Below are 25273 nucleotides of genomic sequence, written 5' to 3' on the forward strand. Positions count from 1 at the left end.
TTTCCTGCGGTGGCGGTGGCGCAACCGGCGCCGCCACCGCAGGTTGTTGGCGAGGCGCAACCATCGGCGCGGGCTGGGGAGGATTCGTCTTCTGCTTGGGAGGGCGCGGGTTGGTGATGCGCTCCACCATGTCGAGCGCCAAATCGGATCTCAATACGGGCATGGTGTTGGAAAGCCCCGTCACGAACGGTTTGATCCCATCCACCATCAAAACACGAACGGCGGGCTTATCCGTTTCCACGTGCAAGCCTGGGTCTGCCGCGATCAACACCGATTCAATCGGCTCCGGCACCCTCGTCCCCTGTCGCTCAATGAATGCGGTCAACGCCCGCGCCATCCGCGCCGTGGACTGGACCAGGTTCACCGGCGCGGGCTTGAAGCGGTTTCCCGATTCCACACTCCATGACTCGCCTTTCGCCTCATACCTGCCCTTTACATAAGCAATGTTGATGGCGAACATCCCCGCCGGCCCGATCAAGATGAGCGGAATCATAATGGCGCTTTGCCCGAGGATCTGGTTACGGATCAGGGTGTATCCCTTTTCGAGGTTTCGATCGAAGTACGTGATGATCGCTTTCTGAGCCAGCAATTCAGTGGGCCAGTTAAAGCCAAACTTCAACATGCCCTGAATTCGCTGGCTGAACCCAAGGTTGCCTTTCTCGTCGATCAGAGGGGTTTGGTCGATGATCTTCATGGGAGTCTAAAAGACCGGCGCCTGTTCCAGTAGATCGCGCTCGGCCGAATCCAGCGTGGCGATAAATTCCTTCCCATCCCGGCTGACAACCCGCAGTGATTTACCGGCTTCGAACGTGCTCGCCAGCAATTCCTTGCGCGTACCGACCACCAGCAGTTTCCCTTTTTTGATTCGCTCCAGCAGGTCTTTACGGTCGATCAACACCCGGTCCGAATACGATGACCCGCGCCGTTCATAAGCCCGCACGGCTACAATTTGCCCGTTCTTGTAACGGACTGCTTCAACCACGCCATCTTGTTTCTTTGCCATAGAATATCAACTCCGCGCGTATTGTAGCATTAAACAATCGAACAAAAAAAGTTCCGTCGGCAGATCAACTGCCCACGGAACGTGTCGGGGCGCCGGGATTCGAACCCGGTGCCTTGGCTCCATTGCGCCACGCGCTAGCCGGACTTTTGAAGGTCGGATAGATAACGTTCAATTCCTCGCGCTTTAACCTTTTTCTCTTGCGCCATGGCTTCTGAACGCGTCTCGAAATCTTCTCTATGGACAAGTTGCCATGGAACGCCTGCGCGTGTTGACTTTGATTTTCCCACATTATGCTCTTGCAGGCGCCTTTCAAGAGATTCCGTTGAACCAACATAATATCTTTGTCGGCTTTGGCTGTGGATGATATAAATATAAAACAAGTCGGGGCGATAGGATTCGAACCTACGGCCTCTTGCTCCCAAAGCAAGCGCGCTAACCGGACTGCGCCACGCCCCGAAACGAAATGGTGGGGGATGCGCACTCCGGCCTTGGCGCACATGCGCCACGCGCTAACCGGACTGCGCCACGCCTCGAACTGTATCAAGTGCGACGAGTATAATGCGTCGGATGAACAGCCGTCAAGCAATAAAACGGATAGCGATTCCTCTCGCGTTTCTTTTCTTCCTTTCTGCCTGCTCCACTGCCCAAGCGCTACCAACTCCCACAATTGTTCCAGCGACGGCAACTTCAACCCTCACGCCGCTCCCTACTTTTGCCCCTTCCACAGCCACTCCCACGTCCACGCCCATTGCCTGCCTCGCCAAACCCGGAAGGTTGGAAGATTCAATTCTCAAATCCTCCAATCCTCCGCAAGAGTTCATCGTTTACCTGCCCCCGTGCTACGATGAACGCGCCGACAAACGCTACCCCGTCCTCTACCTTCTGCACGGACAAACCTACACCGCCGATCAATGGATCCGCCTCGGCGCGGCAGGCGTTCTCGACCGCCTCATCATGAGCGGCGAGGCGATGCCCTTCATCATCGTGTTCCCAGACGACCATTACTGGTACACCCCCGCAGGGACAACCTTTGGCGCGCGCCTCACCGACGAGTTGATCCCCTTCATCGACGAAACCTACCGCGTCATCCCCGATCCTCGCTACCGCGCCATTGGCGGCATGTCGCGCGGCGCAGGTTGGGCGTTGAATCTTGGATTAACCCACCCCGAACTGTTCAGTATTATCGGCTTGCACTCCCTCGCCGTCTTTCAACGCGACGCATCCAAAGTGGCGGGGTGGATCCAGTCCGCGCCCCTCGCCTCGCGCCCCACCATCTTCATGGACATTGGCGACAACGATCAGGAACTTGCCTCCGCCACCCAGGTCGAAGCCATCTTCGCCCAATTCGATGTTCCGCATGAATGGCACATCTACACCGGCGAGCATACCGAAGAATACTGGTCGGCGCACGTGGAGGAATATATCCGCTGGTATGCAAGCCAATGGAACAACTAATGAACATTCATCACGTTTATAATCCTTTCATTCAGGAGACTTTATGAACATCCTCGTCACCGGCGGAGCGGGCTACATCGGCTCGGTCACCGCAGAAGCATTGATCAAAGGGGGGCATTCTGTCAGCGTCTACGACTCGCTCGTCACCGGTCATCGCGCCGCAGCGCCGGAGGGAGCAAACTTCATTGAAGCCGATCTGGCGGATAGCCATACACTGATAGAAACTTTCACGAAAAAAAAATTCGACGCGGTGATGCACTTTGCGGCGTTTATCGAAGCGGGCGAAAGCATGAAAGACCCCGGTCGCTTTTATCAAAACAACTTCACGAACGCGCTCACGCTGATAGAAACAGCCGTACGGGCGGGAGTGAAGCGGTTTGTGTTATCGTCTACGGCGGCGGTGTTCAAATCCAGTGAAGAGCCGCTCAACGAAGACTCTCCGCTCGGTCCAACGAACGTGTATGGGCATACCAAACTCATGGTCGAACAGGCGCTCGATTGGTATCGTGAAATTCACGGCTTGCATTTTGCCGCGCTTCGCTACTTCAACGCCTGCGGCGCGTTGCCCAATCGAGGCGAGGCGCACCAGCCCGAGTCGCACCTCATCCCACTGGTGTTGCGCGTGGCGCTCGGGCAAAGCGATGCGATCAAAATTTTCGGCGCCGATTATCCAACGCCCGACGGCACGTGCATCCGCGACTATGTTCACATCGCCGACCTCGCCGACGCGCACATCCTCGCCTTAAGCGGACTCTCCGAACGCGACCGCCTGATCTACAACCTCGGAAGCGGACATGGCTACTCGGTGCGCGAAGTGATCGACACCGCGCGTCAAGTCACGGGACAGTTGATTCAGTCCATCGAGCATCCCCGCCGCCCCGGCGACTCTGCGCGGCTGGTCGCCTCATCCGAAAAAATAAAACGCGAACTCGGTTGGAAGCCTCAGCACGATGACTTGCGCGAGATCATCTCCAGCGCGTGGGAGTGGCACAAGTCGCACCCGCATGGATATGAGGGATAGCCACCTCGGCGGTTGAGTTAGAAGGTTGTATGAAAAGCAGGGAGGTACTTTACAAATCAGACCCCTTTGGTTATAATTGTGAAAATTATCACAATTAAGGAGTGTGATATGGACACCCATACAATCCCCCACGTGGTCATTCTCGGCGCAGGCTTCGGCGGGTTGACCGCCGCCAAGAAGTTGAGGAACGCGCCTGTGCGCATCACTCTGATTGACAGAAATAACTACCACTTGTTTCAGCCGTTGCTATATCAGGTGGCGATTGCCGCGCTGGTGCCGTCGCAGGTCGCCTTCCCCGTGCGGACGATCTTCCGCGACCAGAAAAATCTGACGTTCCAGATGGGCGAAGTGAACGAGATCAACCTCGATGAAAAGTTCGTCAAACTGGACGGTTCGGTCATCGCGTACGATCATCTCATCGTCGCCGCGGGCGGACGGATGAATTTCTTCGGCATTGAATCGGTGGAACAGAACGCGCTCTACATCAAGAACATTGAAAGCGCGATCCGCACGCGGAATCATTTACTGTCCATGTTCGAGCGCGCCAGCCATGAAGCGGACGCCGACAAACGCCGCGCCATGCTCACGTTCGCCATCATCGGCGGCGGACCGACGGGCGTGGAAGTGGCGGGCGCGTTGGCGGAGTTGATCTCGCATGTGATGAGGAAGGAATATCCCGAACTCGATGTGCGCGAGGCGCGTGTGTTGTTGCTCGAAGCGGGCGGCGCGTTGATTGCAAGTTATCCCGATCAGTTGCGAAGGGCAACGCTTCGTTTGTTGCAAAAGAAAAATGTGGAAGTGATTTTCAATGCGCGGTTGACCGATTTCAACGGTCAAAGAATTTCGCTTGCCGATGGAACAGGTATTGAAGCAAACACGCTGATCTGGACGGCGGGCGTGCAGACGGCTGAAGTAGTCGAGTCGCTTGAGGCGGCGCGGGCAGGTTCAGGTCGGGTGAGAACCGAGGCGACCTTGCAATTGCCGAATCATCCCGAAGTTTACGTCATCGGCGACGCGGCGTATCTCGAAGATGAAAATCATCAGCCCCTGCCGATGCTTTCGACGGTGGCGATCCAGCAGGGGAATGTTGCGGCGGATAATATTCGGCGCGCGATCAAGGGGCAGAGTCAGCGCGCGTTTCGTTACAAGGACCCGGGCTTGCTCGCCACCATCGGGCGGAACGCGGCGGTCGCGCGGATTTGGGGGCTCTCGTTCAGCGGATTCATTGCATGGGTGATCTGGGTGGGCTTGCACATTTATCGCATCATCGGTTTTCGCAACCGACTCGTGGTGATGATCAACTGGGCGTGGGATTATTTCTTTTACGATAATCAGGTGAGGTTGATCACGAGGTATTGATGATGGTTCCGTTACTGCGGCAGTTCAACTGCCGCAGTAACTAAGCGTGATTGGCAACGTGAGATCACGAAGGAAATATCTCCGGGAAGCGAATGGCGGCAAGCATTAGGCACATGGCAAACCCGTTGTTGAGGAAATGCAGGATGATGCTGGGCCACAATGAATTGGAGCGGTGATACACGTATCCCAACACCGCGCCCAGCACGAACGTCGGGATGAACGAAACGGGATCGAGATGCGAAGCGGCAAAAATTCCAGAGCTCAGCAGGAGCGCCGCAATCCAGCCGTAGCGTTGTCGAAATCCTTGAAATAAAAATCCCCTAAAGAAAATTTCCTCCACAAGCGGGGCAATGATCACGCCGGTGAGAAACAGCCAGAGAGGCGAATCGAGTTCGGAAAACATCTTCATCACCGCCTCGCCTTGCGTATCCACGCCAAGAAGCGTCAGCAGAACGTTATGCGCGATGACGATGCCGTAGGCGACGATCAATAATCCGCACCCCAAGCCCATCGTAAGCGAATCGAATTTGACGAAGCCGAGAAGCCCGGGGCGGATGCGCTTCCACGCAAAAATGACCAGCACCGGCACGAGATAGATCATTTCGGCAAACATGACTCCCGCGCCGCGCGCAAACTGCTTCGCTTCCTCTTGAAACAGGAACCCGACCACGAGTATGCCGACGCTGATCAGTATCAACAATACGACGCCGAGCCACGTATCGAGGATCGACCATGGGACTTCCCGCGCTTCTTGCCTGACCTCAACCTGATTCTCTTCCATCAGCCTTCTCCTACCTCTCTATAAACAACCCATTGACCTTTGCGGTCATCTACGTTTTTCATCGCGCGGTCATAGTAAATATCGAAGATTTGTTCTTGAGTTCGTTCATCCAGCAGTTGAACTGCTGGATGAACGCGGTTTGCGGGATGAACGGAAACACGTACGCGAAAATAAAACCTGCCCACATTCAACGACCCGCGATTGGATGCCACAGCCGCGTGCTCAGGCTGCATATTGCGCGCCATCTTTCCGCGCCGCTTGAAATCTGTCCATGCCGAGAGCATTTCGATCACGCGATACGTTTTGCCTTCCCAGACAAATCCATTTGGGCAGGTGGGACTCTTCTCGAGCGCGGGAGGGGAATCGAAGATGACTTCAATCGGATGATCTAAAAAATGAAGCGGGGTGAATTCCATATCTTGATTATCGCACAAGTCTTGATACTTTCTTGACCTTCGCGCTTGTTTCCTTAACCCCAATTTGACGCGCAACTGAATACACTGCATCCAATGGAGGCACGCATGAATGACATTCTCTTTGTTGGATTGACCCTTTTGTTTTTCGCGCTCACTTTTGGCTTGCTCGCCATTTGTGACCGCCTGATGGAGAACAAATGAACGCCTTGTATGTGATCGCAGGCGTACTTACTTTAATTTTGTTTGGCTATCTCGTTTTAGCCTTGTTGAAACCAGAATGGTTTGGATAACATGAACATCTACGATTGGCTTCAAATTCTTTTCTACCTGACCGTTTTGTTCGCTTTGGTCAAACCGCTGGGCGGATATATGGCGCGCGTCTACCAAAACGAGCGCGTCGTTCTCGACCCGATACTTGATCCCGTTGAACGATTCATTTACCGCGCTTCAGGTGTGGACTCAAAAACGGAGATGAATTGGAAAACATACGCCGTTGCGATGTTGCTGTTCAATGCAATTGGCTTGCTGGCTGTCTATTTTCTGCAAAGAGTTCAGTTTTTGTTGCCATTGAATCCGCAGGGATTCGGCGCGGTCACGCCTGATTCTTCATGGAACACAGCCACCAGCTTTGTCACCAATACCAATTGGCAGGGCTACGGCGGCGAAACAACGATGAGTTACCTGACCCAAATGCTGGCAATGACCGTGCAAAACTTCGTCTCTGCCGCGACGGGCATGGCGGTCTTGGTCGCGTTGATTCGCGGAATCGTCCGACACACCACGAAAGAGATTGGCAACTTCTGGGTGGATTTAACCAGAAGCGCTTTGTATATCCTTGTGCCGCTTGCGCTGGCGCTATCGCTGGCTTTAGTTTCGCAAGGCGTTGTGCAAACTTTCAACGAATCACAAACCGCCGTGTCGCTTCAATCGGGCGAGCAGACCATTGCGGTCGGTCCCGCCGCTTCGCAGATCGCAATCAAACAACTCGGCACAAACGGCGGCGGATTCTTCAACACCAACTCCGCGCATCCGCTTGAGAACGCGACGCCGTTTTCAAATTTTCTGGAGATGCTCGCCCTCGTATTAATTCCCGCCGCGCTTTGCTACACCTACGGGAAGATGATCGGCGACACGCGCCAGGGGTGGTCGCTACTGATCGCCATGACGATTGTGTTCGTCTCTTTACTGGGCGTGACGGTTTGGTCGGAGAAAACAGCCAACCCTGCGATAGAGGCGTTGGGAGTCGCAGGCGGGAATATGGAAGGTAAGGAAGTCCGCTTTGGGATCGTGAACTCCGCATTGTGGGCAACTGCTACAACGTCCGTGTCGAACGGCGCGGTCAACTCGATGCTCGATTCATATATGCCGCTGGGCGGACTCGTGCCCATGTGGCTGATGCAACTCGGCGAGATCATTTTCGGCGGAGTCGGCTCTGGGCTGTATGGCATGTTGGCGTTCGTCATCATTGCCGTTTTTGTGGCGGGGTTGATGGTGGGGCGCACGCCTGAATATCTCGGCAAAAAGATCGAAGCCTACGAAATGAAAATGGCGTCGCTCGTGATTCTTGTGCCTGTGATCGTGACGTTGGTTGGGACAGCCATCGCGTTGATGAGCGAAGCGGGCAGAGCCACGATCTTCAACCCGTCGGCGCATGGGTTCAGCGAAGTGTTGTATGCCTTTTCGTCCACGGCGGCGAACAACGGTTCGGCGTTTGCGGGGCTGGGAGCGAACAATCCGTTTTACAACACCGCGTTGGGACTCGCCATGTTGATCGTTCGGTTTTGGCTGGCGGTTCCGATATTGGCGGTGGCAGGCTCGCTGGCGAATAAAAAGAAGACGCCCGTCAGCAACGGCACTTTGCCGACGCATACGCCTTTGTTCATCGGCTGGTTGATCGGCGTCATCGTCATCGTCGGCGCGTTGAGTTATTTGCCCGCGCTGGCGTTGGGTCCGATTGTGGAACATTTGATGATATTTAAATAAGACCTTAACCACGAAGGACACAAAGTGTCACTAAGGAAAAGATTTAAAAACCTTTGTGTACCTTCGTGACATTTCGACAGGCTCAATGCAAGCCTTTGTGGTGAAAAGAGAATTACTATGACAACTCAAACAAAAAAACAAACTCAAATGAAACAGGAAATGTACCGCCGCGCGATTGTGGAATCGTTTATCAAACTCAACCCGCGTTGGATGGTCCGCAACCCCGTCATGTTCGTGGTGGAGGTGGGGAGCGCGCTGACGACCATCTTGTGGATTCAAGCCATCTTCGGTCAAGGCGAGGCGCCGACGAGTTTCATTGGCGCGATTGCCTTATGGCTGTGGTTCACTGTGTTATTTGCAAACTTCTCCGAAGCCGTCGCCGAGGGACGCGGCAAAGCGCAAGCCGAGTCGCTTCGCAAGGCGCGGCAGGATACGCCCGCGAAGAAAGTTGCGTCAAAGGCTGAAACATTTGACGCCAATGTAAAGCATGAAATTGTTTCCTCCACCGCGCTTCGCAAAGATGATTTATATCTGGTCGTTGTGGGAGATATTCTGCCAGCCGACGGCGAGATCGTCGCGGGAATCGCGTCGGTGGACGAGAGCGCCGTCACGGGCGAATCAGCTCCCGTCGTGAGAGAAGCGGGCGGCGACCGTTCCGCAGTCACGGGCGGCACGAGACTTTTGTCCGATTGGTTAATTGTCAAAGTCAGCGCCGACCCTGGGCATGGATTTTTAGATCGCATGATCAGCATGGTCGAGGGCGCGAAACGGCAAAAGACGCCGAATGAAATCGCGTTGAATATTTTGCTGGCGGGCTTCACCATCATCTTTTTGGTTGTGTGCGCCACGTTACTGCCGTTCTCAATGTTCAGCGGCGGCGCGATCACCATCACCGTGTTGGTTGCCTTGCTGGTGTGTTTGATCCCAACCACCATCGGCGGGTTGCTTTCCGCCATTGGCATTGCAGGCATGGACAGGATGATCCAACGCAACGTCATCGCCATGTCGGGTCGCGCGGTGGAAGCGGCGGGCGATGTGGATGTGTTACTGCTCGATAAAACGGGAACGATCACGTTGGGCAATCGTCAGGCGGTTGAGTTTATCCCCGTCAACAATCTTCCCGTTCAAGAACTTGCCGAAGCCGCGCAACTCGCGTCATTGGCAGATGAAACTCCTGAAGGTCGTTCCATCGTCGTGTTGGCAAAAGAAAAATTTGGCTTGCGCGGCAAAACCATGGAGAAGATGCACTTCGTCCCATTTACCGCGCAAACGCGCATGAGCGGCGTTAATTTCAATGGAACTTCGATCCGAAAAGGCGCGCCCGACACGATGATCGAATTGATCCAGTCCAACGGAGGCGCCGTCGCTTCTGACCTCAAGCCGACAGTTGATTCAATCGCCCGAACTGGCGGCACGCCTCTGGTTGTGACGCGCGACAACCAAGCCCTCGGCGTGATCCATTTGAAGGACATCGTCAAAGGCGGTATGAAGGAAAGCTTCGCGCACTTGCGAAAGATGGGAATCAAAACCGTGATGATCACAGGCGACAACCCGCTCACCGCCGCCGCCATCGCCGCCGAAGCGGGCGTGGATGATTTTCTCGCGCAAGCCACGCCCGAAGCGAAGTTGAAATTGATCCGCGAATATCAAACGGGCGGACGACTCGTTGCCATGACGGGCGACGGCACAAACGACGCGCCCGCGCTCGCCCAAGCCGACGTTGCCGTTGCGATGAACACTGGCACGCAACCCGCGCGCGAAGCCGCCAACATGGTGGACCTCGATAGCAACCCAACCAAATTGATCGAGATCGTTGAAATCGGCAAACAACTCTTGATGACGCGCGGTTCGCTGACCACCTTCAGCCTTGCCAACGATGTGGCGAAATATTTTGCCATCATCCCCGCCGCGTTCGCCGCCACCTACCCGCAATTGCAAACATTGAACTTTATGGGGCTGGCAACGCCTGAAAGCGCCATCCTTTCGGCAGTGATTTTCAACGCGCTGATTATCGTCGCATTAATCCCATTGGCGTTGCGCGGCGTGCCGTATCGCGCGGTGGGCGCGGCGCAATTGCTGAGAGACAACCTTTTGATCTACGGTCTCGGCGGTTTGTTCGTGCCGTTCATCGGCATCAAAGTGATTGACATGGCATTGGTAGCGTTTGGATTGGTCTAGGAGGCTGAGATGACAGTTCACAATTTATCGTATCCATATCTGGAAAACATCAGGCAGAAACCTTTTGTTTCAACTCGGAAAGAAGTTTCGATGAAACCAAGCGAGTATTCAAAAATCATCAAGCCGTTTTTGCTGGCGGCTCTCACGGTTATATTCGCCGCTGGCGCAATTGCGCCCAACGTTTTGAACATACCGCTCGCATGGCAACCCTGGTTATTCATCACATCCATCTTCTGGTTTGTCGCTTACTTTACAGGAACCTTTAACTCATGAACACACAACTTCGCCCCGCGCTTACTATTTTTATTTTGCTCACCGTCGTCACGGGCGTGATCTATCCGCTGGCGGTGACGGGCATTGCCCAACTTGCGTTTCTGCATCAAGCCAACGGCAGTCTCATCGTCATTGACGGGAAAACCTACGGCTCCGAATTGATCGGTCAACAGTTCGACGATCCGAAATATTTTTGGGGACGTTTATCGGCGGTCAATTACGACTCTTCCACCTCGTCTGGCTCCAACTACGGACCGATGAATCCCGCTTTGATCGAAGCCGTGCAGGCGCGGATTGACGCCCTGAAAGCGGCTGACCCCAACAACGCGCTTCCGATTCCTGTGGACCTGGTCACTGCTTCGGGGAGCGGACTCGACCCTCACGTCAGCGTCGCCGCGGCGTTGTATCAGGTTTCCCGCGTGGCAACCAGCCGAGGCGTGAATGAAGCGGATGTCGTCGCGTTGGTGAATCAATACACCATAGGTCGTCAGTTTGGTTTTCTGGGCGAGCCGCGAGTCAATGTGTTGTTGTTGAATTTGGCTTTGGATGGAATTGAATAAATCCCCTCACCCTAGCCCTCTCCCGTTGGAGAGGGGACTCAGACACCCTTCTCCCAAAGGGAGAAGGGTTGGGGATGAGGGAGAATAGGAATACAATATCTTTATGCAACGCCCAGACCCCGATGAGTTATTGAAAAATATTCAAGCAGAAGAACATAGCCGAGGAAAGTTGAAAATCTTCCTCGGCTATGCGGCGGGCGTGGGGAAGACCTACGCCATGCTTCAAGCCGCGCATCAACGCAGGGAGCAGGGCATTGATATTGTTGTCGGCTATATTGAAACGCATAAACGCAAAGAAACCGAAGAGTTGGTTGAGGGGTTGGAAGTTCTGCCGCGCAAACAAGTGGATTATCGCGGCACGACCCTGCCTGAAATGGATGTGGACGCGGTTCTGGGGCGCAAGCCCGCCATCGTGCTGGTGGATGAGTTCGCTCACACCAACGCTTCTGGTTCGCGCCACCCCAAGCGTTATCAAGACGTGCAGGAAATTTTAGACGCGGGGATTGACGTGTACACCACGTTGAACATTCAACATCTTGAAAGTATGAACGATATTGTGGCGCAAGTGACGGGCGTGGTGGTGAAAGAGACCATTCCCGATTCTGTTATGGACGAAGCCTTTGAAATCGAATTGATTGATTTACCGCCCGATGAATTATTGGCGCGTTTGAATGAAGGTAAAGTCTACATCCCCGAACAAGCCAGCCGCGCCATTGATAAATTTTTCCGCAAAGGGAATCTCACCGCCCTGCGCGAGATGTCTTTGCGCCGCGCGGCGGAACGCGTGGATAACCAGATGCGGGCATACATGCAAACGCGGGCGATTCCTGGTCCGTGGGCGGCGACGGAAAGACTGTTGGTTTGTATCAGCCCCAGTCCGTTGAGCGAGCGGCTGGTGCGCACAACCAGAAGATTATCTGAAGAACTAAACGCGGAGTGGATCGCGTTATTTATTGAAACGCCGCAATCTATTGCCATGTCCGAGCCGAAACGCGAACGGGTTGCGAAAATTTTGCAACTCGCGGAGGATCTGGGCGCGCGGTCTTATACGGTGAGCGCGGGCGCCTCCATTGAATCCATTTCACAAACTGTCATTGAATTTGCGCGGAAAAATAATATTACAAAAATTGTGGCTGGCAAACCTCTGCGCCCGCGCTGGCAGGAAATGATTCGCGGCTCGCTGGTGGATAGCTTGATCCGCAAAAGCAGGGATGTGGATGTCTATGTCGTCGCCAGCAACGACACGCCGTCTTTTCCAGCGGACGAGAACCCTTTCAAACTGCACAGCCCGCTTGCGCGTTATCTTTGGAGCGTTGTGCTGGTGGCGCTGGCTACCCTCCTGGGTGGTTTCATCGGTTGGCGGCTTGAGCCTACCAACCTTGTCATGGTCTATTTATTGGCGGTTGTGGTTTCCGCCGTCTATTTGGGGCGCGGGCCCGCCGTCCTGGCGTCCATACTGGGCATTCTGGCGTTTGATTTCCTTTTTATCGCGCCGCATTTTTCGTTCTCTGTTTCCGATACGCAGTACATTATTACGTTCATCGCTTTATTTTTGGTGGGCATGGTGATCAGCCAATTAACGGCTTGGGCGAGCGAACAAGCGCAGGCGGCGCGTCAGCGCGAGGCGGAAACAGCGGAGTTGTACGACCTGAGCCGCGACCTGGCGTCCTCCGCCGATCTCGAAACGATCTTGAGACAGTTGAAAAAACATTTCGAACAAACTTTTGAAAAAGCGGTTGCCGTATTGCTGGCAAAGGAAGACAAACTTGAAATACGGATCAGTAGCGACGATCTGAAATTGAGCGATGAAGAAATCGCGGTGGCAGATTGGGTCTATCGTCACGCGGAACCTGCGGGGCGTTATACAAATACCCTGCCAGCCGCGCAACTACGCTACCTGCCGTTGAAAACAGCGGGCGGCGTTGTGGGCGTGTTAGGGATCGGAAAATTGAACTCGTCTCAAATGGACCTTGCCCCCGCAAAAAGACGACTGGTGGAAGCCTTTGCCAATCAGGGCGCGCAAGCCATCGAACGCGCTTTACTGGAAGAACAAACGCAGAAAATCAGTTTGATGCAATCGGCTGAAAAACTGCAAAACGCCCTGCTCAATTCCGTTTCGCACGATTTGCGCACGCCGCTGGTTTCGATCACTGGGGCGTTGACCGCGCTGGATGAAAATTATGATGGCATGGATGAAACAACGCGAGACACATTAATCGAAAACGCGCGCGGCGAAGCCGACCGATTGAACCGCCTGGTTGGCAATTTATTGAACATGACGCGCATTGAAAGCGGCGTCATTAAATTAAACCTGGAGCCGCGAGATATACAGGATTTGATCGGCACAGCCATCGAGCAACTTGGCTGGCGCGTCGGCAAGCATCAGATCCAAACAAATATCCCCGCCGATTTTCCGCTCGCGCAAATGGATTTTGCTTTGATGGTGCAAGTGGTCGTGAATTTATTGGAGAATGCGATAAAGTATTCTCCTGAAAATTCTTTGATCGAAATTTCCGCATCCGCGCTGGACTCAACCATGCGCCTCACAATCGCGGACCGTGGAGTTGGCATCCCAGCGGACGATCTGGTTCACATCTTTGAAAAGTTTTATCGCGCGCATCATCCGCAAAATGTTGGCGGAACTGGCTTGGGGCTTTCCATCAGCAAGAGCATCGTCGAGATTCACGGAGGGACGATCCGCGCCATGAATCGTGAAGGCAATGGCACGGTCGTTGAAATTGAATTACCATTGGGGGCATGACGCAGACCAATCAACGAATTTTAGTTGTGGACGATGAAACTCCCATCCGCAGGTATTTACGCGCCGCGTTGACCGCGCAAGGTTTTACGGTCTATGAAGCCAGCGATGGGAATGAAGCGATTCAAGCCGTGTTGTCTCACCGCCCCGATATGATCATTTTAGATTTGGGCTTGCCCGATATGGACGGCATTGAAGTGACTCGCCGCTTAAGAGAATGGTCGCAAACGCCGATCATCATTCTATCCGTCCGCGAGGCGGAGAATGACAAAATCGCCGCGCTCGATGCGGGCGCGGACGATTACTTGACAAAACCCTTCGGCACGGGCGAATTAATGGCTCGCATGAGAGTTGCGCAAAGAAGACAACTGACAAACGCGGACGAGCCTGTCTTTCAAATCGGCGCCTTGACAATGGATGTCTCCCGCCGTGTAGTGGCTCTGAACGAAAAGGAAATCGCGCTCACGCCGACGGAGTATGACCTGCTCAAAGCGTTGATTACCCACGCGGGCAAGGTCATTACGCATCGTCAATTGTTGAAACTGGTTTGGGGCGAAGGCTACGACGATATGCACATTCTGCGAGTCAACATCAGCAACCTGCGGCGCAAGATCGAACCCGACGCGGCGAGGCCGACGTATCTTGTCACCGAGGCGGGGGTGGGGTATCGGTTGAGAGTTGACTCTTGATTTCTACGTCCGTTCAAACTGCATACGGATCGCTGGCTTGTAGATACGCCAGCAACATCCCCCGCTTCGGATGATCTTTCATCCACTCGCGGACTTTCTTGACATGCTCATAATCGTCCGCGCCGAATTTTTCAAGGTAAAGTTTGTCCATGTGATTTCGCGCCTCGCTCGAGCGGATCTCGTCCTGCCATGGACGGGTGAAAAATTCGTTGACGTTGTCGTGCAAGCCCAGTTCGATCAGCGCGTCCCATTCGTGTTTGTCGAACCAGATGCCGTTGCAATGACCGCAACGATCAAGATGGAAATCTGAATCCGCTAGAATTTTATATCTGCCCATGATATGACCTGAATTGGGGCAGAGTTTCAATTCGTCCACATCCCAGGCAGGGTCAATTTTTATTTCAGCAGATTTGCGAGACTCCGTTTCGCCTCTTCCCTTACGCCAGGCAAGATAGGCATTCGAGTCCACCCAAATCCCGCCGCAGTTCGAACATTGCATGGCGGGTAATCCTTCAATGAGCGCGATCTGGCTAAGGGTGTCGGTCTTGTCCACAGGGCATTTCATTTTTCCTCCAATTGTTATGTGTGCTATTTCTCATCGGCAAGATGGAAGTGATGCAGGAAGCGATGCAGGATCGGCGCGGCTAACACGCCGGCGGCGGTGAGCGGAATAATGCCTGAATATAACGCGTAGAAGGAGGCGAAGAGCTTTCCCGCATCCGTCTGCACGGGGTTGACGGGTCCCATTCCGCTGAGGATCATGGATGCGTTGAGCAGGGCGTCGATCCATGAAAGATGTTCGATGAAATGATAGCCGAGCGTCCCAATGATGAGCGAAAAAAGAATTAACGCCAACCCAATCAACCCGTTGCGGATAAGTCGGTTGGCGAACACTTTTGGGCTTGCGAGAGGTTGTCGATGACGTTCGTACATAATTCCTCGTTTGGTTTATATTGCTTCTCAAGTTTTTAGACAAGAATGGATTTGACTCACATCACATCACTTCATTCCGCCAAAAGGAACGGATCAAGAAGAAGTTGAGGATCAGCGCGGTGAAGATCATGGCAGGGATGAGGATGATCGGCATCAGCCAGCGTTCGGTCCATTTGTTGATCTGCGCGGTGTTCGGGTCGGCGGGGTCGTACAACACCGAAACTTCCTCTCCCACATCATAGGCGGGAGGGTACGAAGCGTTGCCGCCCTCAAAAGAATAAGTCTGCCCGTTCGCTTCGAACTCGATGACAGGCGAGTACACACAGCAACCGCCTTCGCTGCTGCTGCTTTCTTCGAGACGAGTCACGATACCTGTTACCGTTTCGCCTTTCTGTTCCAATTGCCAACTGACATATCCCACGTACGCGCCCCACAAACAAAATCCGCCAAGGAACAAATTAGCAAAGACGATCCAACAACCGATCTGTAAACGATTAGCGACCCTGCCTGCTTTCTCCACCGTGTTATATACCTTGTCTACGTTCTTTTCGTAGTTGTCCATGAGGAGGCCTCCGTGAGATTAGGTTCGTCCCGCAGTTCGATTTGCCAAGCAAATCGTGCGGGACGAACGCGAGAGTATGCAATTCTACAAGTGAAACAGATTATCCGCGTTGGGCGATTGGTACCAATTGCGGCTTGGCGATGCGGATGTAATCATCGAGTTTCATAAAAATGGATCGGTCCAAGCGACCCGCGTTGAACACGACCTCATCATTCTGCTGGATGAGCGGATCAGCCAACACTTGAAGCTGGTCGCTAAACGTGAATGGCGGAATCGCCCCGATGACGCATCCCGTCAACTCTTGAGCCTTTTCGCGCGACGCGAACGCGACACTATCCGCGTTGAAGTGACGTTTGACCCCGTCGAAGTCAATGCGGCAATTGCCGGGGACGTTTGCGAGGCAGTAGATATTTTCCTTGCGAGTCAGTCGCACCTGCAAGGTCATGGACTTGATGGATTGTTCGATGCGGTTGCCGCGAATCTTGGCGATAAGTTCTGTCCGCCCTTCGGGCTCGTGTTCGATCACGCGATACGTCGCGCCTTCTTGATCGAGTAAGGCGCAGAGTTGTTCGTGGATGTCGGTCATAAGAATGGCATTTCCCGTAGCGCAAGATTTATCTTGCCGATCGACGGTTTGTGCGATGCGCAATCGCAAAGTAAACTTTGCGGTACGAACTATTTTCTCGCTTCTTCCCTACTTCATCGCATACACCGCGTATCCACGAGGCGGGGCGTAGAATTGTGCGCGGCAGTCGCGGTCGGTGGATTGGTTGATGGGGCGCGAAAGGTCGCTATGGCTCCACCAAGCCACAGGGGCGAATGAAGCGTTCGTCCATTTGGTGGTGACGAGGCGCCCGTTCCAGTTGTCGCCGCGATTGTTCAGCACGTAGACCAGTCCCGGTTGATTCCCATATCCCACGCGCTGCATGATGTAGAGGTTGTCGTCCACGTATAAGACTTGGGTGTCGCCGCCCGCGTATTTTTCGTGCGCGTCCACGAGCGCGACGATGCCGTTGGGCGTGTCGCCGAGCGCGAGATTCAAATTGAAATAATCGTGCCAGAACACGCACGGATACCCCTCGTGCGTGAGGATGTAACTGTAGGCAAGCAATTTGTCGTTGATGATGGGACGCCCCTCATCGCGCAGGTCGTGATTTTCAACGAACGAAACCGCGTTCTGTTCCTCGCGCCGAACGACCGTATCCCACGTGGTGAGATTCTTCAAACTGAAACCATACGAGTCGCACATCGCTTTGAGCATTTCGCGCTGAGGGAAATCGAACGCCTCCACAGGATTCGTGTTGGAGAAGTTGGCAAGGTCCACCCAGTTTTCGATGGCGTGCGCGTTATCCCAAAATTCCGCCACGCCATACGGCACAAACTGTTGACCGTTGCGCTGATAACGATATTCTTGGATCGCGGTGATGGTGTCGGCGCCGTAGCCTTTTACAAAATCGTATCGAAAGCCGTCGAAGCCGACATCCTCGATGAGCCAGCGCGCCAACTTGAGCAGTTCGGCATACACATACGGATTGCGATGCGCGAGGTCGGGCATGTCGCCGAAGGTCATGTTGTCCCAACTTTCGTACATGCACGGATGAAAACATTCCCAATTGCGCGGGAACTTTCCGCTCTTCGGATGGAACAACGTCCAGCGCATTTGATTGATCAGCGGATTCAACTCCTGCGCGTCTGCCCCGCTGTTGTGATTGAAGACCATATCCGCGATCACGCTGACCTTGTGGCTGTGCGCGGCTTGGATGAGGGATTCCAACTCCGCGCGCGGACCGAACCACGTGGGTATTGTTCCCTTCTGGTCGAACTCGCCAAGGTCGTAATAATCGTACGGGTCGTAGCCCATTGAGGGTCCCGCCAGATTCGCGGCTTTATGCGCGGGCGGAAGCCACAACGCCGTGAATCCTACCTTCGCCAGCGCGGGGATTTGCTCGCGGATCGTGTTCCACCATTGGAATTCTTCGTTTTCCAATCGCGGACAGTCCCAGTAGAAGGCTTGCATCATCACGCCCATAATGAATTCTCCATTTCAACGTTCACGATTGACTTCGTAACGAGCGCGTTGTTCCATAATCATGCGCCGCTCGCGTTCGATCTCTCTTGCCAGTTCTTCTTCGGTTGGCAATATCAGCCTGTACTTGGAAGCGAAAATTTGCTCGCTGTCTTTCAAGACTGAATATTTCACCACCGTCTCGTCCTTTGCCGCGCAGAAGATGATCCCAACGGTTGGGTTGTCATCGTCACCGCGTTTCAGGTCGTCGAACATCCGCACGTACATATCCATTTGCCCGATGTCTTGATGCGTCAACTTTTCGTTCTTCAGATCGATCAGCACGAAACACTTGAGCAGATAGTTATAAAACACAAGGTCAATGTAGAAATGACTGGTTTCGGCGCTGATGCGGAATTGCCTGCCGACAAAGGAAAATCCTTTGCCCATTTCGAGCAGGAATTGTTGCAGGTTGTCAATGATGGCGGTTTCTATTTCCCGTTCTGAAGCATCGGGCGATTCTGGGATCTGCAAAAACTCAAGCACGTAGGGATCTTTGATGAAGTCGGCGAAGGTCGGCTTGCTCGAATCGTTCTCTGGAGTTGCCGATTTCTTGTCTGGCGATTTCAATAGTCGCTCAAAATAGTGAGTGTTGATATTCCGTTCCAACTGGCGCGTGCTCCAATTTTGCTCCGCCGCCTCGCGGATGTAATACTTGCGGGCGGGCTCGCCTTCCACGCGCATGATGAGGCGGTAGTGAGACCAGCTTAAAAGGCTACGCACTGCGTAGCTTTTTTGAAAGTCGGGGAAGGTGAGATAAAACAGCCGAAAATTCTTGAGGTTGGCAATGGTAAACCCCTTGCCGAACTCTCCAGTCAACTGTTTGGAGAGTTCCTTGATAAGAGCCGCGCCATATTCAGCCCGATCTTTGCCCTGCTGTTCCTCCTCCACAATGCGGCGGCCGATCTCCCAGTAGGCTTCGACCATGGCAAAGTTGACCGCCGCGTACGCCTTCTGACGGGCTTGCGCCAGAATGGAGCGGACTTCGTCGAAGAACGTGGAACGAGGAACGATTTTATCGGTTTTCATTTTCTGCAAATCGCAGTCAAGGCGATGATATCACCTCCATCGCCGCGACAACCCTTTTCCTCGATAACTCGCAATACTTTGCATCCACTTCGACGCCGATGGCTTTGCGTCCATTCGTCACTGCCGCGATGATGGTCGAGCCGCTGCCGCTGAACGGGTCTAACACAGTGTCGCCTACATAGCTGAACAGTTTGACACAGCGGCGCGGCAATTCAAGCGGAAACGGCGCGGGGTGACCGATCTTCTTTTTGCTTTCTCCGTTGAACGTCCACACGCCGTTGGTCCATTCCATGAATTCGTCGCGCGTCACATCAGAAACTTTGCTTCCGCCCGTTTTCTTCCACTTGCTTTTATACAGCACAAGGATCAATTCCACCGGCGCGATGACGAACGGCGCGCTGGCGCTCATCCATGAGCCCCAGGCGGTGCGGCGCGAGATGTTGCCCTCGTTCCAAATGATGGTGGAGTGATAACCAAAGCCGATCTGTTTTGCGAGCGTGGTCAAATCGGCGCCCACGCTTTGTTGCCCGCCTTTATTTTTATCGAGCGGAATGTTCAAGCAAAAACGCCCGTCGTCTTTCAACCATTGATGACAACGCGTCATCCATTGTTGGCTGAACTCAAGATACTCCGCGTACGAAATATCATCTTTGTGCGAGTTGTAGGCGATGTCCACATTGTACGGCGGCGAGGTGACGATCAGGTCAACGCTCGAATCGTCCACGCGATCGGTGGCGACAACATCGTCGTGAATGATCTTTACTTGTTCAGTTTCAAAAAAGATTTTGGGATCGGGCATGTTGGTTCGGTTTTTGGATTATAGCACGCCTCCTTCGCCTATTCTTTTTGGTTCCCCACCCTCGACATTCTCACCCTCTATCGATTCCTCGCCAGCCATTCCACCTCGACGGAGTCTGCCACATCGTTGAACTCCGGGTCGCCGGTCAATACGCCGCCATTCAGTTGGAGCGCCGCGGTAATCGCAAAGGCATCCGCGTACGAGATGGGATGGTTTGCCTTGATGTGCGCGGCGGCAAAGACAGTTTGAGGATCGGCGGGAAGAATCTCAAGAGGCAGGCTTTGGATGATCGTGAGCGCTTCGCGGGCTTTATTCAGCCCATTGTTTCGCTCCAGATTGTATAGGACTTCTCCTAAATTGATGATGGACATGTAGAGTTGGCATTTCCTATGTTCGGCGTCGCTCAAAAGATCGCGGATACGCTGGGCAGATGGCTCGCCTTTCAGATATGCCATCAGCGCGAACGCGTCGAGAACATAGATTGGCAGATCAGCCATTCGCGAATCTTTCTTCTCTCTTTTTTTCCATTTCACGGTCTTTCTTCACGGCATCGTACAGTGGCGGCGTTTCTTTTAGAAATCCATACCCTTTTTTGATCGGATCTTTGACAGCGGGAACAATGGCAAGCACACCGCCGTAATCTACAATGACCACTTTGGCGCCGGCGCGCAGGTTGTATTTCTTGCGATACTCGGCAGGGATCACAACCCAGCCCTTGTTGGAAATTGTCAATTCCATCGGCGGCTCCTTGGTTATACCTTTTCAAGAAAAAGTATAACACGATTCCCGCCTACTTAATTTCCAACGCTACCACCAGCGCGGTCTGCGCCCATTCGCTGAGCGAGCCGTCGGATTCGCGTTCGTTGTATTTGTCGGCGAGCAGGGCTCGGGCGGACGATTCTTCCTCCGAAGACTGGACCAGCGTGCCCGTCGAGGTGAAGCGGCTTGTCCCGATCCGCACGGTGACGTTGGGACTCTTCATCAGGTTCTTCACCCAATCCGATTTGTGACCGCCGCCGGAGAGGATGTAGAGCGTGTCGCCTTTCATCCCGAACCAGATTTCGATCTCGTGCGGGTTGCCAGTGACGCGACCTGTGGTGGTGAGATAGCAAAATTCCTCGCTGGCGAGATCACTCTTCATCTTCGCTCTCGTTGGAAAGGAAATAGGTTTGCGCGGGGAGGAGCAAATGCTTGCGCGTCCATGTGGCGTAGACGGTGGTGCAGTGCGGACGCGGCAGTCGTTTGATCTTCGATGAGTCGTACAAAAGAATGGAACGGTTGGTGATGGCTTCGATCACTGTCCAGTGATCGTGGTAGCCCTGCAAGCCGAGGATGATGGCGCGTCCGGGCGTGCCGTCGAGAAACGTTTGCATGGATTTCCAAAAGGTGGTCAGGTCGGGGTTTGGCACGCCGCGCCACGGGATTTCGACGTCGGAGATCCTTTGCTTGCCGACGACTTTATCGAGGATCAACAGCATTTCCGTATGGATGATGCCGTTGATGAGGAGTTTGCGCAACAGCCGGCGCCGCGATAAGAAGCGGATTAGGTCGTTGAAAAGTTGCTGAGTTTCTTCATCGGAGGAGTGGTTGACGATGCGTTCGGCGTTGATGATGCTGTACAGCCCGCACAGCGAGTCGAGACCGCCCTGTTGGAAGGGGAGCAGACCGGAGGGGAGGCGTGAGGCGCGGGGCATTGCCCCATTGTAACGCAGTTGAAAGTTGAGATTCCGCTAATCCCCGCGAATTTACGCTAATCTTTCAGGGAAATTCGTGCTAAGATTGAGGCGAGATGAGACGAATTCGAATACTTTACCTTTGGATCATCCATGCAATGCCAAGCAAAAGCCTGACGGGTACAAACGTACCTGCCGGGCTTTTTATTTTCAAACCATCGATTCTTTGTCGTTCATTCCTAAATTATTTACCGCAAAGCGCGCTAAGAACGCAAAGATTTAATAGTCTTCTTCGCGATCTTTGCGAACTTCGCGGTTCGATGTTGATCCTCGCACAATAGAAAAATTGCGGATTGAAATCCGCAATCCGTATAGGAGCCTGAATGCAAACACCCTGGGAATATCGCTACGCTTTTCGCACTCAACAAATGTCGAGTTCGGTTATCCGCGAATTGCTGAAACTCACCGAACTGCCGGAGATCATTTCATTTGCGGGTGGTCTGCCGGCGCCGGAGGTTTTCCCGCTGGAGCGGTTCCGCGAGGCGAGCAATACCGTGCTGGAGAATTTCGGTCCCCAGTCATTGCAATACAGCACGACCGAGGGACACCGCCCTCTGCGTGAGATGATCGCGCGGCACATTTCGCGCTTCAGTTCGGAGGTGAGCGCGGATAACGTCCTCATCACGTCCGGCTCGCAGCAGGCGTTGGATTTTGTCGGGCGGCTGTTCGTCAACCGCGGCGACTACATCGTGGTCGAATCGCCGACGTATCTCGGCGCGTTGCAGGCGTGGAACGCGTACGGCGCGCAATACATCCCTGTGCGAGCGGATGAACACGGGATGATCGTGGATGAATTGGAAGCGGCTCTGCGCGTCGGACCTAAATTTATCTACGTCCTTCCGAATTTCCAAAACCCGAGCGGGTCCACGCTGAGCCTCGAGCGGAGGCAGCAACTCATCAGGATCGCGGATAAATACGGCGTGCCGATCATCGAGGATGATCCGTATGGTCAGTTACGTTATGAAGGCGAGCATATCCCGTCCATTGTGGCGTTGGACAGCGAGTATCGCGGTCCGAACGGCGGACATTACAGCGGCAATGTGATCTACCTCAGCACGTTCTCGAAGTTGCTCGCGCCGGGTCTGCGGCTGGGATGGGTGATCGCGCCATCGGAAGTGATCCAGAAACTGGTGATGAGCAAACAAGCGGCGGATTTGCACACGTCTTCGTTCAATCAATATATCGCGTTCGAGGCGGCGAAGGGCGGATTCCTCGACGAGCATGTGAAAGTGATCCGCGCCACATATAAAGAACGGCGCGATGTGATGATCGAAATGATGGAAGAGATGTTCCCCGCCGGTGTGACGTGGCGAAAGCCGAAAGGCGGCATGTTCCTGTGGAGCATTTTGCCCGAAGGCATGGACTCGGCGGAGGTGTTGAAACGCGCGGTGGAAAAGAAGGTCGCGTTCGTGCCGGGCGAAGCATTCCATCCCTTGGGTGGAGGCAGGAACACGATGCGGTTGAATTTTTCCTATTCCTCGCCGGAGACCATCCGTGAGGGGATTGCGAGGTTGGGGGTTACGTTGAAGGAGTTGATCGCGGATAAATAAAATTGGGACGCAGATGAACGCAGATTAACGCTGATAAAGTTTAATGTAAGGGCGGCGCTTCGACTTCGGTCTTCGTCTCCGCTATCGCTTCGCTCAGACCTCCGCTCAGCGCGGATACTGGCTCTACAAATTCTTGATCGCTGGAATCAATTCATCGAACGATTTGATGATGGCGCAATCTGCTTCGGGGAAGAATCCGCTGGGGTCGTAGAGGACAGGTTGAAGTCCCGCGCGGCGCGAACCGATCACATCCGCGTAGTAATTGTCGCCGACGTAGATCGTTTCTTGCGCGGAGAGTCCCGCGACACGTTTGAGCGCGTGATGAAAAATTTCAGGCTCGGGCTTGAACGAGTCCACTTCGCCACCGGCAAGTGAGAAATCGAAGAAAGTGCTTATGCCGTGTGATTTGAGTTCCTCGCTGAATGGTTTGTCGCGGTTGGAAATGACCGCCATGACGTATCCATGTTGTTTCAATTCGATCAGGGTATTCTTCACATCGTCGGGGACGATGCTTTTGGGCGTGTAAAACTCTTGCATGTACGCGGAGACTTTCGGCGCGAGAGACTTTGATTTTTTGAGAGGGATGTTCAATGCAACGAGGCGGCGATAACTGTAGTTGACCCAAAACTTCTCGTTCTCGCCCTCGTGCTTTTTGAAATCATCGAGCAGGTCGGCAGAGTTTGCCCAATACGCGAATTCCCAGCGCATGGCGCGTTGAAGATCATCGTCGCTGAGTTCGTGTCCCAGCGAGCGGACGTGTTCGGAGAAAATTTCGCCTCCGCCGGGGATGTTGTGACGCAGCGTTCCGTCGAGGTCGAAGAAGACGGCTTTGATTCCGTTCAGAGACATGGATGCTCCAAGAATTTTTAAACACGAAGGCTTGCACTGAGTTTATCGAAGTGACACAACGGACACAAAGAAAATCTGTGGAGAGGCTATTCGCTCGTTGCTTATCCAACCTTAGTGACCTTCGTGTCCTTTGTGGTAAAAAATTATCCGCCGATGTGAGACATTTCCACTTTGGGCAGGTCAATCGTATTTTCAGAGCGGAGTTCCGAGTAGCGGTCGTCGCGTTTGCCCCAGATGCGGGCAATAGTCTGTGAAATGTCATCATCAGTTGCGCCGTTGCGCATGAGCGATTTCAAGTCGTGACCTTTGACGGCGAACAGGCACGTGTACAATTTCCCTTCGGCGGAGATGCGCGCGCGGTTGCAATCGCGGCAGAAGGCGTGCGTCACCGATGAAATGACCCCGATCTCGCCGCTCCCGTCTGTGTAACGCCAGCGTTCGGCAACTTCGCCGCGATAGTTCGGGTCAATCGGTTCGAGCGGCATCTCGGCGGAAATCATTTTGACGATCTCCGCAGACGACACAACATCGTCCATGCGCCAGCCGTTGGTGTGACCCACATCCATGTATTCAATGAAGCGCAGGATGTATCCCTTCTCGCGGAAGAAGCGCGCCATCGGCAAAATGCTGGATTCGTTCATCCCGCGCTTGACCACCATGTTGACTTTGATCGGTTCCAACCCGACGCTTGCGGCTGTGTCCATCCCTTCGATCACTTTCGCCACCGGGAAATCCGCGTCGTTCAACGCTTTGAAGGTTTCATCGTCGAGCGAATCCAAACTCACGGTGACGCGCTTCAAGCCCGCGTTTTTCAACGCTTGAGCCTGTTTCGCCAATAACGCGCCGTTGGTCGTGAGTGTGAGGTCGAGCCCGGGAATCTCCGCGAGCATTTTCACGAGCAGATGCGCATCCTTGCGGACGAGCGGCTCGCCGCCGGTCAGGCGAATCTTTTTGACGCCATGCCCCACGAAAATGCGCGCCAGACGCGCGATCTCTTCGAAGGTCAGCACTTCGTTGTGCGGCAGGTAGGGATAATCGGAGCCGAAGATCTCTCTCGGCATGCAGTACACGCAACGGAAGTTACAGCGGTCGGTGACTGAGATGCGCAGGTCGCGCAAGGGGCGGTTGAAGGTGTCAGTGAGGTTCATGGTTGAGGGTTAGGATCAGGCGTACCCGTGGAAAGAAGCGTCTGTCCATTATAACAACTCCACCGAAGGTCTATTTGACTAGCCATCTCTGCCGTGCTATCATCTGCCGTTATTCGCACTTTATCAAGG

Annotated in this window: 30 protein-coding genes and 1 tRNA gene; 12 read left to right on the forward strand and 19 right to left on the reverse strand. The window is 53.9% G+C overall.

Translation table 11 applies throughout. The features are described from left to right. From AC16KF_RS17715 to AC16KF_RS17730, 4 genes are all read right to left on the reverse strand, one after another. Positions 1-694 (reverse strand): nuclease-related domain-containing protein (locus AC16KF_RS17715; protein WP_484038689.1); only part of this gene is annotated, 694 nt, incomplete at its 3' end. Positions 695-700: 6 nt separating this feature from the next. After that, positions 701-1003: a hypothetical protein gene (locus AC16KF_RS17720; protein WP_484038690.1), complete on the reverse strand. Its 303-nt coding sequence runs from the start codon at positions 1001-1003 to the stop codon at positions 701-703. Between the two features lie 134 nt (positions 1004-1137). Further along, entirely contained in the window at positions 1138-1425 is a 288-nt protein-coding gene (locus AC16KF_RS17725) for a GIY-YIG nuclease family protein (RefSeq protein WP_484038755.1), read from the reverse strand. Beyond that, positions 1385-1459: transfer RNA gene (locus AC16KF_RS17730), tRNA-Pro, on the reverse strand. Before AC16KF_RS17730 ends, AC16KF_RS17725 begins: the two co-directional genes overlap by 41 nt. A gap of 111 nt (positions 1460-1570) precedes the next feature. Between AC16KF_RS17730 and AC16KF_RS17735 the strand changes: the two genes are divergently transcribed. From AC16KF_RS17735 to AC16KF_RS17745, 3 genes are all read left to right on the forward strand, one after another. Further along, positions 1571-2458 carry an alpha/beta hydrolase gene (locus tag AC16KF_RS17735; protein ID WP_484038691.1) on the forward strand — a complete coding sequence of 296 codons (888 nt, stop codon included), beginning with the start codon at positions 1571-1573 and terminating at the stop codon, positions 2456-2458. A gap of 43 nt (positions 2459-2501) precedes the next feature. Next, positions 2502-3479 carry a UDP-glucose 4-epimerase GalE gene (gene galE, locus AC16KF_RS17740; protein WP_484038692.1) on the forward strand — a complete coding sequence of 326 codons (978 nt, stop codon included), beginning with the start codon at positions 2502-2504 and terminating at the stop codon, positions 3477-3479. Positions 3480-3587: 108 nt separating this feature from the next. Further along, positions 3588-4838, forward strand: a complete 1251-nt coding sequence (locus AC16KF_RS17745) for an NAD(P)/FAD-dependent oxidoreductase (RefSeq protein ID WP_484038693.1) — start codon at positions 3588-3590, stop codon at positions 4836-4838. Positions 4839-4902: 64 nt separating this feature from the next. On the opposite strand, the gene AC16KF_RS17750 is transcribed toward AC16KF_RS17745, so the two are convergent. Further along, positions 4903-5619 (reverse strand): lysostaphin resistance A-like protein, encoded by a 717-nt coding sequence (locus AC16KF_RS17750; RefSeq protein WP_484038694.1) that lies wholly within the window; start codon positions 5617-5619, stop codon positions 4903-4905. Beyond that, on the reverse strand, positions 5619-6035 hold the full coding sequence (locus AC16KF_RS17755) for a DUF6504 family protein (RefSeq protein WP_484038695.1): 417 nt from the start codon (positions 6033-6035) through the stop codon (positions 5619-5621). Before AC16KF_RS17755 ends, AC16KF_RS17750 begins: the two co-directional genes overlap by 1 nt. A gap of 105 nt (positions 6036-6140) precedes the next feature. Between AC16KF_RS17755 and AC16KF_RS17760 the strand changes: the two genes are divergently transcribed. The 8 genes from AC16KF_RS17760 to AC16KF_RS17795 all read left to right on the forward strand — a co-directional run bounded on the left by AC16KF_RS17760 (position 6141) and on the right by AC16KF_RS17795 (position 14476). Continuing rightward, positions 6141-6236 carry a potassium ABC transporter ATPase gene (locus AC16KF_RS17760; protein ID WP_484038696.1) on the forward strand — a complete coding sequence of 32 codons (96 nt, stop codon included), beginning with the start codon at positions 6141-6143 and terminating at the stop codon, positions 6234-6236. Continuing rightward, positions 6233-6325: a K(+)-transporting ATPase subunit F gene (kdpF, locus tag AC16KF_RS17765; protein ID WP_484038697.1), complete on the forward strand. Its 93-nt coding sequence runs from the start codon at positions 6233-6235 to the stop codon at positions 6323-6325. Before AC16KF_RS17760 ends, kdpF begins: the two co-directional genes overlap by 4 nt. Position 6326: 1 nt before the next feature. Further along, on the forward strand, positions 6327-8018 hold the full coding sequence (kdpA, locus tag AC16KF_RS17770) for a potassium-transporting ATPase subunit KdpA (RefSeq protein ID WP_484038698.1): 1692 nt from the start codon (positions 6327-6329) through the stop codon (positions 8016-8018). 117 nt (positions 8019-8135) lie between these two features. After that, entirely contained in the window at positions 8136-10196 is a 2061-nt protein-coding gene (kdpB, locus tag AC16KF_RS17775) for a potassium-transporting ATPase subunit KdpB (protein WP_484038699.1), read from the forward strand. 9 nt (positions 10197-10205) lie between these two features. Continuing rightward, positions 10206-10469 (forward strand): hypothetical protein, encoded by a 264-nt coding sequence (locus AC16KF_RS17780; protein WP_484038700.1) that lies wholly within the window; start codon positions 10206-10208, stop codon positions 10467-10469. Beyond that, positions 10466-11029: a potassium-transporting ATPase subunit KdpC gene (kdpC, locus tag AC16KF_RS17785; RefSeq protein ID WP_484038701.1), complete on the forward strand. Its 564-nt coding sequence runs from the start codon at positions 10466-10468 to the stop codon at positions 11027-11029. The genes AC16KF_RS17780 and kdpC overlap by 4 nt, the downstream gene beginning before the upstream one ends. Before the next feature lie 103 nt (positions 11030-11132). Further along, the gene (locus tag AC16KF_RS17790; protein ID WP_484038702.1) at positions 11133-13790 is read left to right on the forward strand and encodes a DUF4118 domain-containing protein; all 2658 of its coding nucleotides are present in this window, start codon (positions 11133-11135) and stop codon (positions 13788-13790) included. After that, positions 13787-14476 carry a response regulator gene (locus AC16KF_RS17795; RefSeq protein WP_484038703.1) on the forward strand — a complete coding sequence of 230 codons (690 nt, stop codon included), beginning with the start codon at positions 13787-13789 and terminating at the stop codon, positions 14474-14476. The genes AC16KF_RS17790 and AC16KF_RS17795 overlap by 4 nt, the downstream gene beginning before the upstream one ends. A gap of 13 nt (positions 14477-14489) precedes the next feature. Here the strand turns inward: AC16KF_RS17795 and AC16KF_RS17800 are convergent, their stop codons facing one another. The 11 genes from AC16KF_RS17800 to AC16KF_RS17850 all read right to left on the reverse strand — a co-directional run bounded on the left by AC16KF_RS17800 (position 14490) and on the right by AC16KF_RS17850 (position 21558). Further along, positions 14490-15041: a zf-TFIIB domain-containing protein gene (locus tag AC16KF_RS17800; RefSeq protein ID WP_484038704.1), complete on the reverse strand. Its 552-nt coding sequence runs from the start codon at positions 15039-15041 to the stop codon at positions 14490-14492. Positions 15042-15064: 23 nt separating this feature from the next. Further along, positions 15065-15409 (reverse strand): ion channel, encoded by a 345-nt coding sequence (locus AC16KF_RS17805; protein WP_484038705.1) that lies wholly within the window; start codon positions 15407-15409, stop codon positions 15065-15067. A gap of 61 nt (positions 15410-15470) precedes the next feature. Further along, positions 15471-15971: a DUF3592 domain-containing protein gene (locus tag AC16KF_RS17810; protein WP_484038706.1), complete on the reverse strand. Its 501-nt coding sequence runs from the start codon at positions 15969-15971 to the stop codon at positions 15471-15473. A gap of 100 nt (positions 15972-16071) precedes the next feature. Further along, positions 16072-16557: a YbaK/EbsC family protein gene (locus tag AC16KF_RS17815; protein WP_484038707.1), complete on the reverse strand. Its 486-nt coding sequence runs from the start codon at positions 16555-16557 to the stop codon at positions 16072-16074. 108 nt (positions 16558-16665) lie between these two features. Further along, positions 16666-18000 (reverse strand): alpha-amylase family glycosyl hydrolase, encoded by a 1335-nt coding sequence (locus AC16KF_RS17820; protein ID WP_484038708.1) that lies wholly within the window; start codon positions 17998-18000, stop codon positions 16666-16668. Between the two features lie 15 nt (positions 18001-18015). Next, the gene (locus tag AC16KF_RS17825; protein WP_484038709.1) at positions 18016-19065 is read right to left on the reverse strand and encodes a PDDEXK nuclease domain-containing protein; all 1050 of its coding nucleotides are present in this window, start codon (positions 19063-19065) and stop codon (positions 18016-18018) included. Positions 19066-19081: 16 nt separating this feature from the next. Then, complete coding sequence (locus AC16KF_RS17830; protein ID WP_484038710.1) at positions 19082-19864, reverse strand: DNA-methyltransferase; 783 nt, start codon at positions 19862-19864, stop codon at positions 19082-19084. Positions 19865-19941: 77 nt separating this feature from the next. Further along, the gene (locus tag AC16KF_RS17835) at positions 19942-20361 is read right to left on the reverse strand and encodes a PIN domain-containing protein (protein ID WP_484038711.1); all 420 of its coding nucleotides are present in this window, start codon (positions 20359-20361) and stop codon (positions 19942-19944) included. After that, positions 20354-20602, reverse strand: coding sequence for an AbrB/MazE/SpoVT family DNA-binding domain-containing protein (locus tag AC16KF_RS17840; RefSeq protein WP_484038712.1), 249 nt, complete (start codon positions 20600-20602; stop codon positions 20354-20356). Before AC16KF_RS17840 ends, AC16KF_RS17835 begins: the two co-directional genes overlap by 8 nt. Before the next feature lie 52 nt (positions 20603-20654). After that, entirely contained in the window at positions 20655-21005 is a 351-nt protein-coding gene (locus tag AC16KF_RS17845; RefSeq protein ID WP_484038713.1) for a nitroreductase family deazaflavin-dependent oxidoreductase, read from the reverse strand. After that, positions 20995-21558, reverse strand: a complete 564-nt coding sequence (locus AC16KF_RS17850; protein ID WP_484038714.1) for a hypothetical protein — start codon at positions 21556-21558, stop codon at positions 20995-20997. Before AC16KF_RS17850 ends, AC16KF_RS17845 begins: the two co-directional genes overlap by 11 nt. A 362-nt stretch (positions 21559-21920) precedes the next feature. Here AC16KF_RS17850 and AC16KF_RS17855 point away from each other — a divergent pair, with 362 nt between their 5' ends. After that, a complete protein-coding gene (locus tag AC16KF_RS17855) occupies positions 21921-23147 on the forward strand; it encodes an aminotransferase-like domain-containing protein (protein WP_484038715.1) in 1227 nt (408 codons plus the stop codon). Positions 23148-23270: 123 nt separating this feature from the next. Here the strand turns inward: AC16KF_RS17855 and AC16KF_RS17860 are convergent, their stop codons facing one another. Both AC16KF_RS17860 and moaA read right to left on the reverse strand, forming a co-directional pair. After that, on the reverse strand, positions 23271-23996 hold the full coding sequence (locus AC16KF_RS17860; protein WP_484038716.1) for an HAD family hydrolase: 726 nt from the start codon (positions 23994-23996) through the stop codon (positions 23271-23273). 143 nt (positions 23997-24139) lie between these two features. Next, complete coding sequence (gene moaA / locus AC16KF_RS17865; RefSeq protein ID WP_484038717.1) at positions 24140-25144, reverse strand: GTP 3',8-cyclase MoaA; 1005 nt, start codon at positions 25142-25144, stop codon at positions 24140-24142. Positions 25145-25273 lie beyond the last annotated feature (129 nt).

Source organism: Candidatus Defluviilinea gracilis (genome assembly GCF_057138825.1).

Bases quoted from the DNA above. Each gene is read 5' to 3' on its own strand.
- AC16KF_RS17860 (WP_484038716.1), bottom strand. From the start codon at position 23,996: ATGTCTCTGAACGGAATCAAAGCCGTCTTCTTCGACCTCGACGGAACG.
- AC16KF_RS17820 (WP_484038708.1), bottom strand. From the start codon at position 18,000: ATGGGCGTGATGATGCAAGCCTTCTACTGGGACTGTCCGCGATTGGAA.
- kdpF (WP_484038697.1), top strand. From the start codon at position 6,233: ATGAACGCCTTGTATGTGATCGCAGGCGTACTTACTTTAATTTTGTTT.
- AC16KF_RS17850 (WP_484038714.1), bottom strand. From the start codon at position 21,558: ATGCCCCGCGCCTCACGCCTCCCCTCCGGTCTGCTCCCCTTCCAACAG.
- AC16KF_RS17745 (WP_484038693.1), top strand. From the start codon at position 3,588: ATGGACACCCATACAATCCCCCACGTGGTCATTCTCGGCGCAGGCTTC.
- AC16KF_RS17805 (WP_484038705.1), bottom strand. From the start codon at position 15,409: ATGTACGAACGTCATCGACAACCTCTCGCAAGCCCAAAAGTGTTCGCC.
- AC16KF_RS17810 (WP_484038706.1), bottom strand. From the start codon at position 15,971: ATGGACAACTACGAAAAGAACGTAGACAAGGTATATAACACGGTGGAG.
- AC16KF_RS17795 (WP_484038703.1), top strand. From the start codon at position 13,787: ATGACGCAGACCAATCAACGAATTTTAGTTGTGGACGATGAAACTCCC.
- AC16KF_RS17790 (WP_484038702.1), top strand. From the start codon at position 11,133: ATGCAACGCCCAGACCCCGATGAGTTATTGAAAAATATTCAAGCAGAA.
- AC16KF_RS17755 (WP_484038695.1), bottom strand. From the start codon at position 6,035: ATGGAATTCACCCCGCTTCATTTTTTAGATCATCCGATTGAAGTCATC.
- AC16KF_RS17735 (WP_484038691.1), top strand. From the start codon at position 1,571: ATGAACAGCCGTCAAGCAATAAAACGGATAGCGATTCCTCTCGCGTTT.
- kdpA (WP_484038698.1), top strand. From the start codon at position 6,327: ATGAACATCTACGATTGGCTTCAAATTCTTTTCTACCTGACCGTTTTG.
- AC16KF_RS17845 (WP_484038713.1), bottom strand. From the start codon at position 21,005: ATGAAGAGTGATCTCGCCAGCGAGGAATTTTGCTATCTCACCACCACA.
- AC16KF_RS17780 (WP_484038700.1), top strand. From the start codon at position 10,206: ATGACAGTTCACAATTTATCGTATCCATATCTGGAAAACATCAGGCAG.
- AC16KF_RS17855 (WP_484038715.1), top strand. From the start codon at position 21,921: ATGCAAACACCCTGGGAATATCGCTACGCTTTTCGCACTCAACAAATG.
- galE (WP_484038692.1), top strand. From the start codon at position 2,502: ATGAACATCCTCGTCACCGGCGGAGCGGGCTACATCGGCTCGGTCACC.
- AC16KF_RS17830 (WP_484038710.1), bottom strand. From the start codon at position 19,864: ATGCCCGATCCCAAAATCTTTTTTGAAACTGAACAAGTAAAGATCATT.
- AC16KF_RS17815 (WP_484038707.1), bottom strand. From the start codon at position 16,557: ATGACCGACATCCACGAACAACTCTGCGCCTTACTCGATCAAGAAGGC.
- AC16KF_RS17840 (WP_484038712.1), bottom strand. From the start codon at position 20,602: ATGGAATTGACAATTTCCAACAAGGGCTGGGTTGTGATCCCTGCCGAG.
- kdpB (WP_484038699.1), top strand. From the start codon at position 8,136: ATGACAACTCAAACAAAAAAACAAACTCAAATGAAACAGGAAATGTAC.
- AC16KF_RS17800 (WP_484038704.1), bottom strand. From the start codon at position 15,041: ATGAAATGCCCTGTGGACAAGACCGACACCCTTAGCCAGATCGCGCTC.
- AC16KF_RS17720 (WP_484038690.1), bottom strand. From the start codon at position 1,003: ATGGCAAAGAAACAAGATGGCGTGGTTGAAGCAGTCCGTTACAAGAAC.
- AC16KF_RS17760 (WP_484038696.1), top strand. From the start codon at position 6,141: ATGAATGACATTCTCTTTGTTGGATTGACCCTTTTGTTTTTCGCGCTC.
- AC16KF_RS17750 (WP_484038694.1), bottom strand. From the start codon at position 5,619: ATGGAAGAGAATCAGGTTGAGGTCAGGCAAGAAGCGCGGGAAGTCCCA.
- AC16KF_RS17835 (WP_484038711.1), bottom strand. From the start codon at position 20,361: ATGGCTGATCTGCCAATCTATGTTCTCGACGCGTTCGCGCTGATGGCA.
- moaA (WP_484038717.1), bottom strand. From the start codon at position 25,144: ATGAACCTCACTGACACCTTCAACCGCCCCTTGCGCGACCTGCGCATC.
- AC16KF_RS17825 (WP_484038709.1), bottom strand. From the start codon at position 19,065: ATGAAAACCGATAAAATCGTTCCTCGTTCCACGTTCTTCGACGAAGTC.
- kdpC (WP_484038701.1), top strand. From the start codon at position 10,466: ATGAACACACAACTTCGCCCCGCGCTTACTATTTTTATTTTGCTCACC.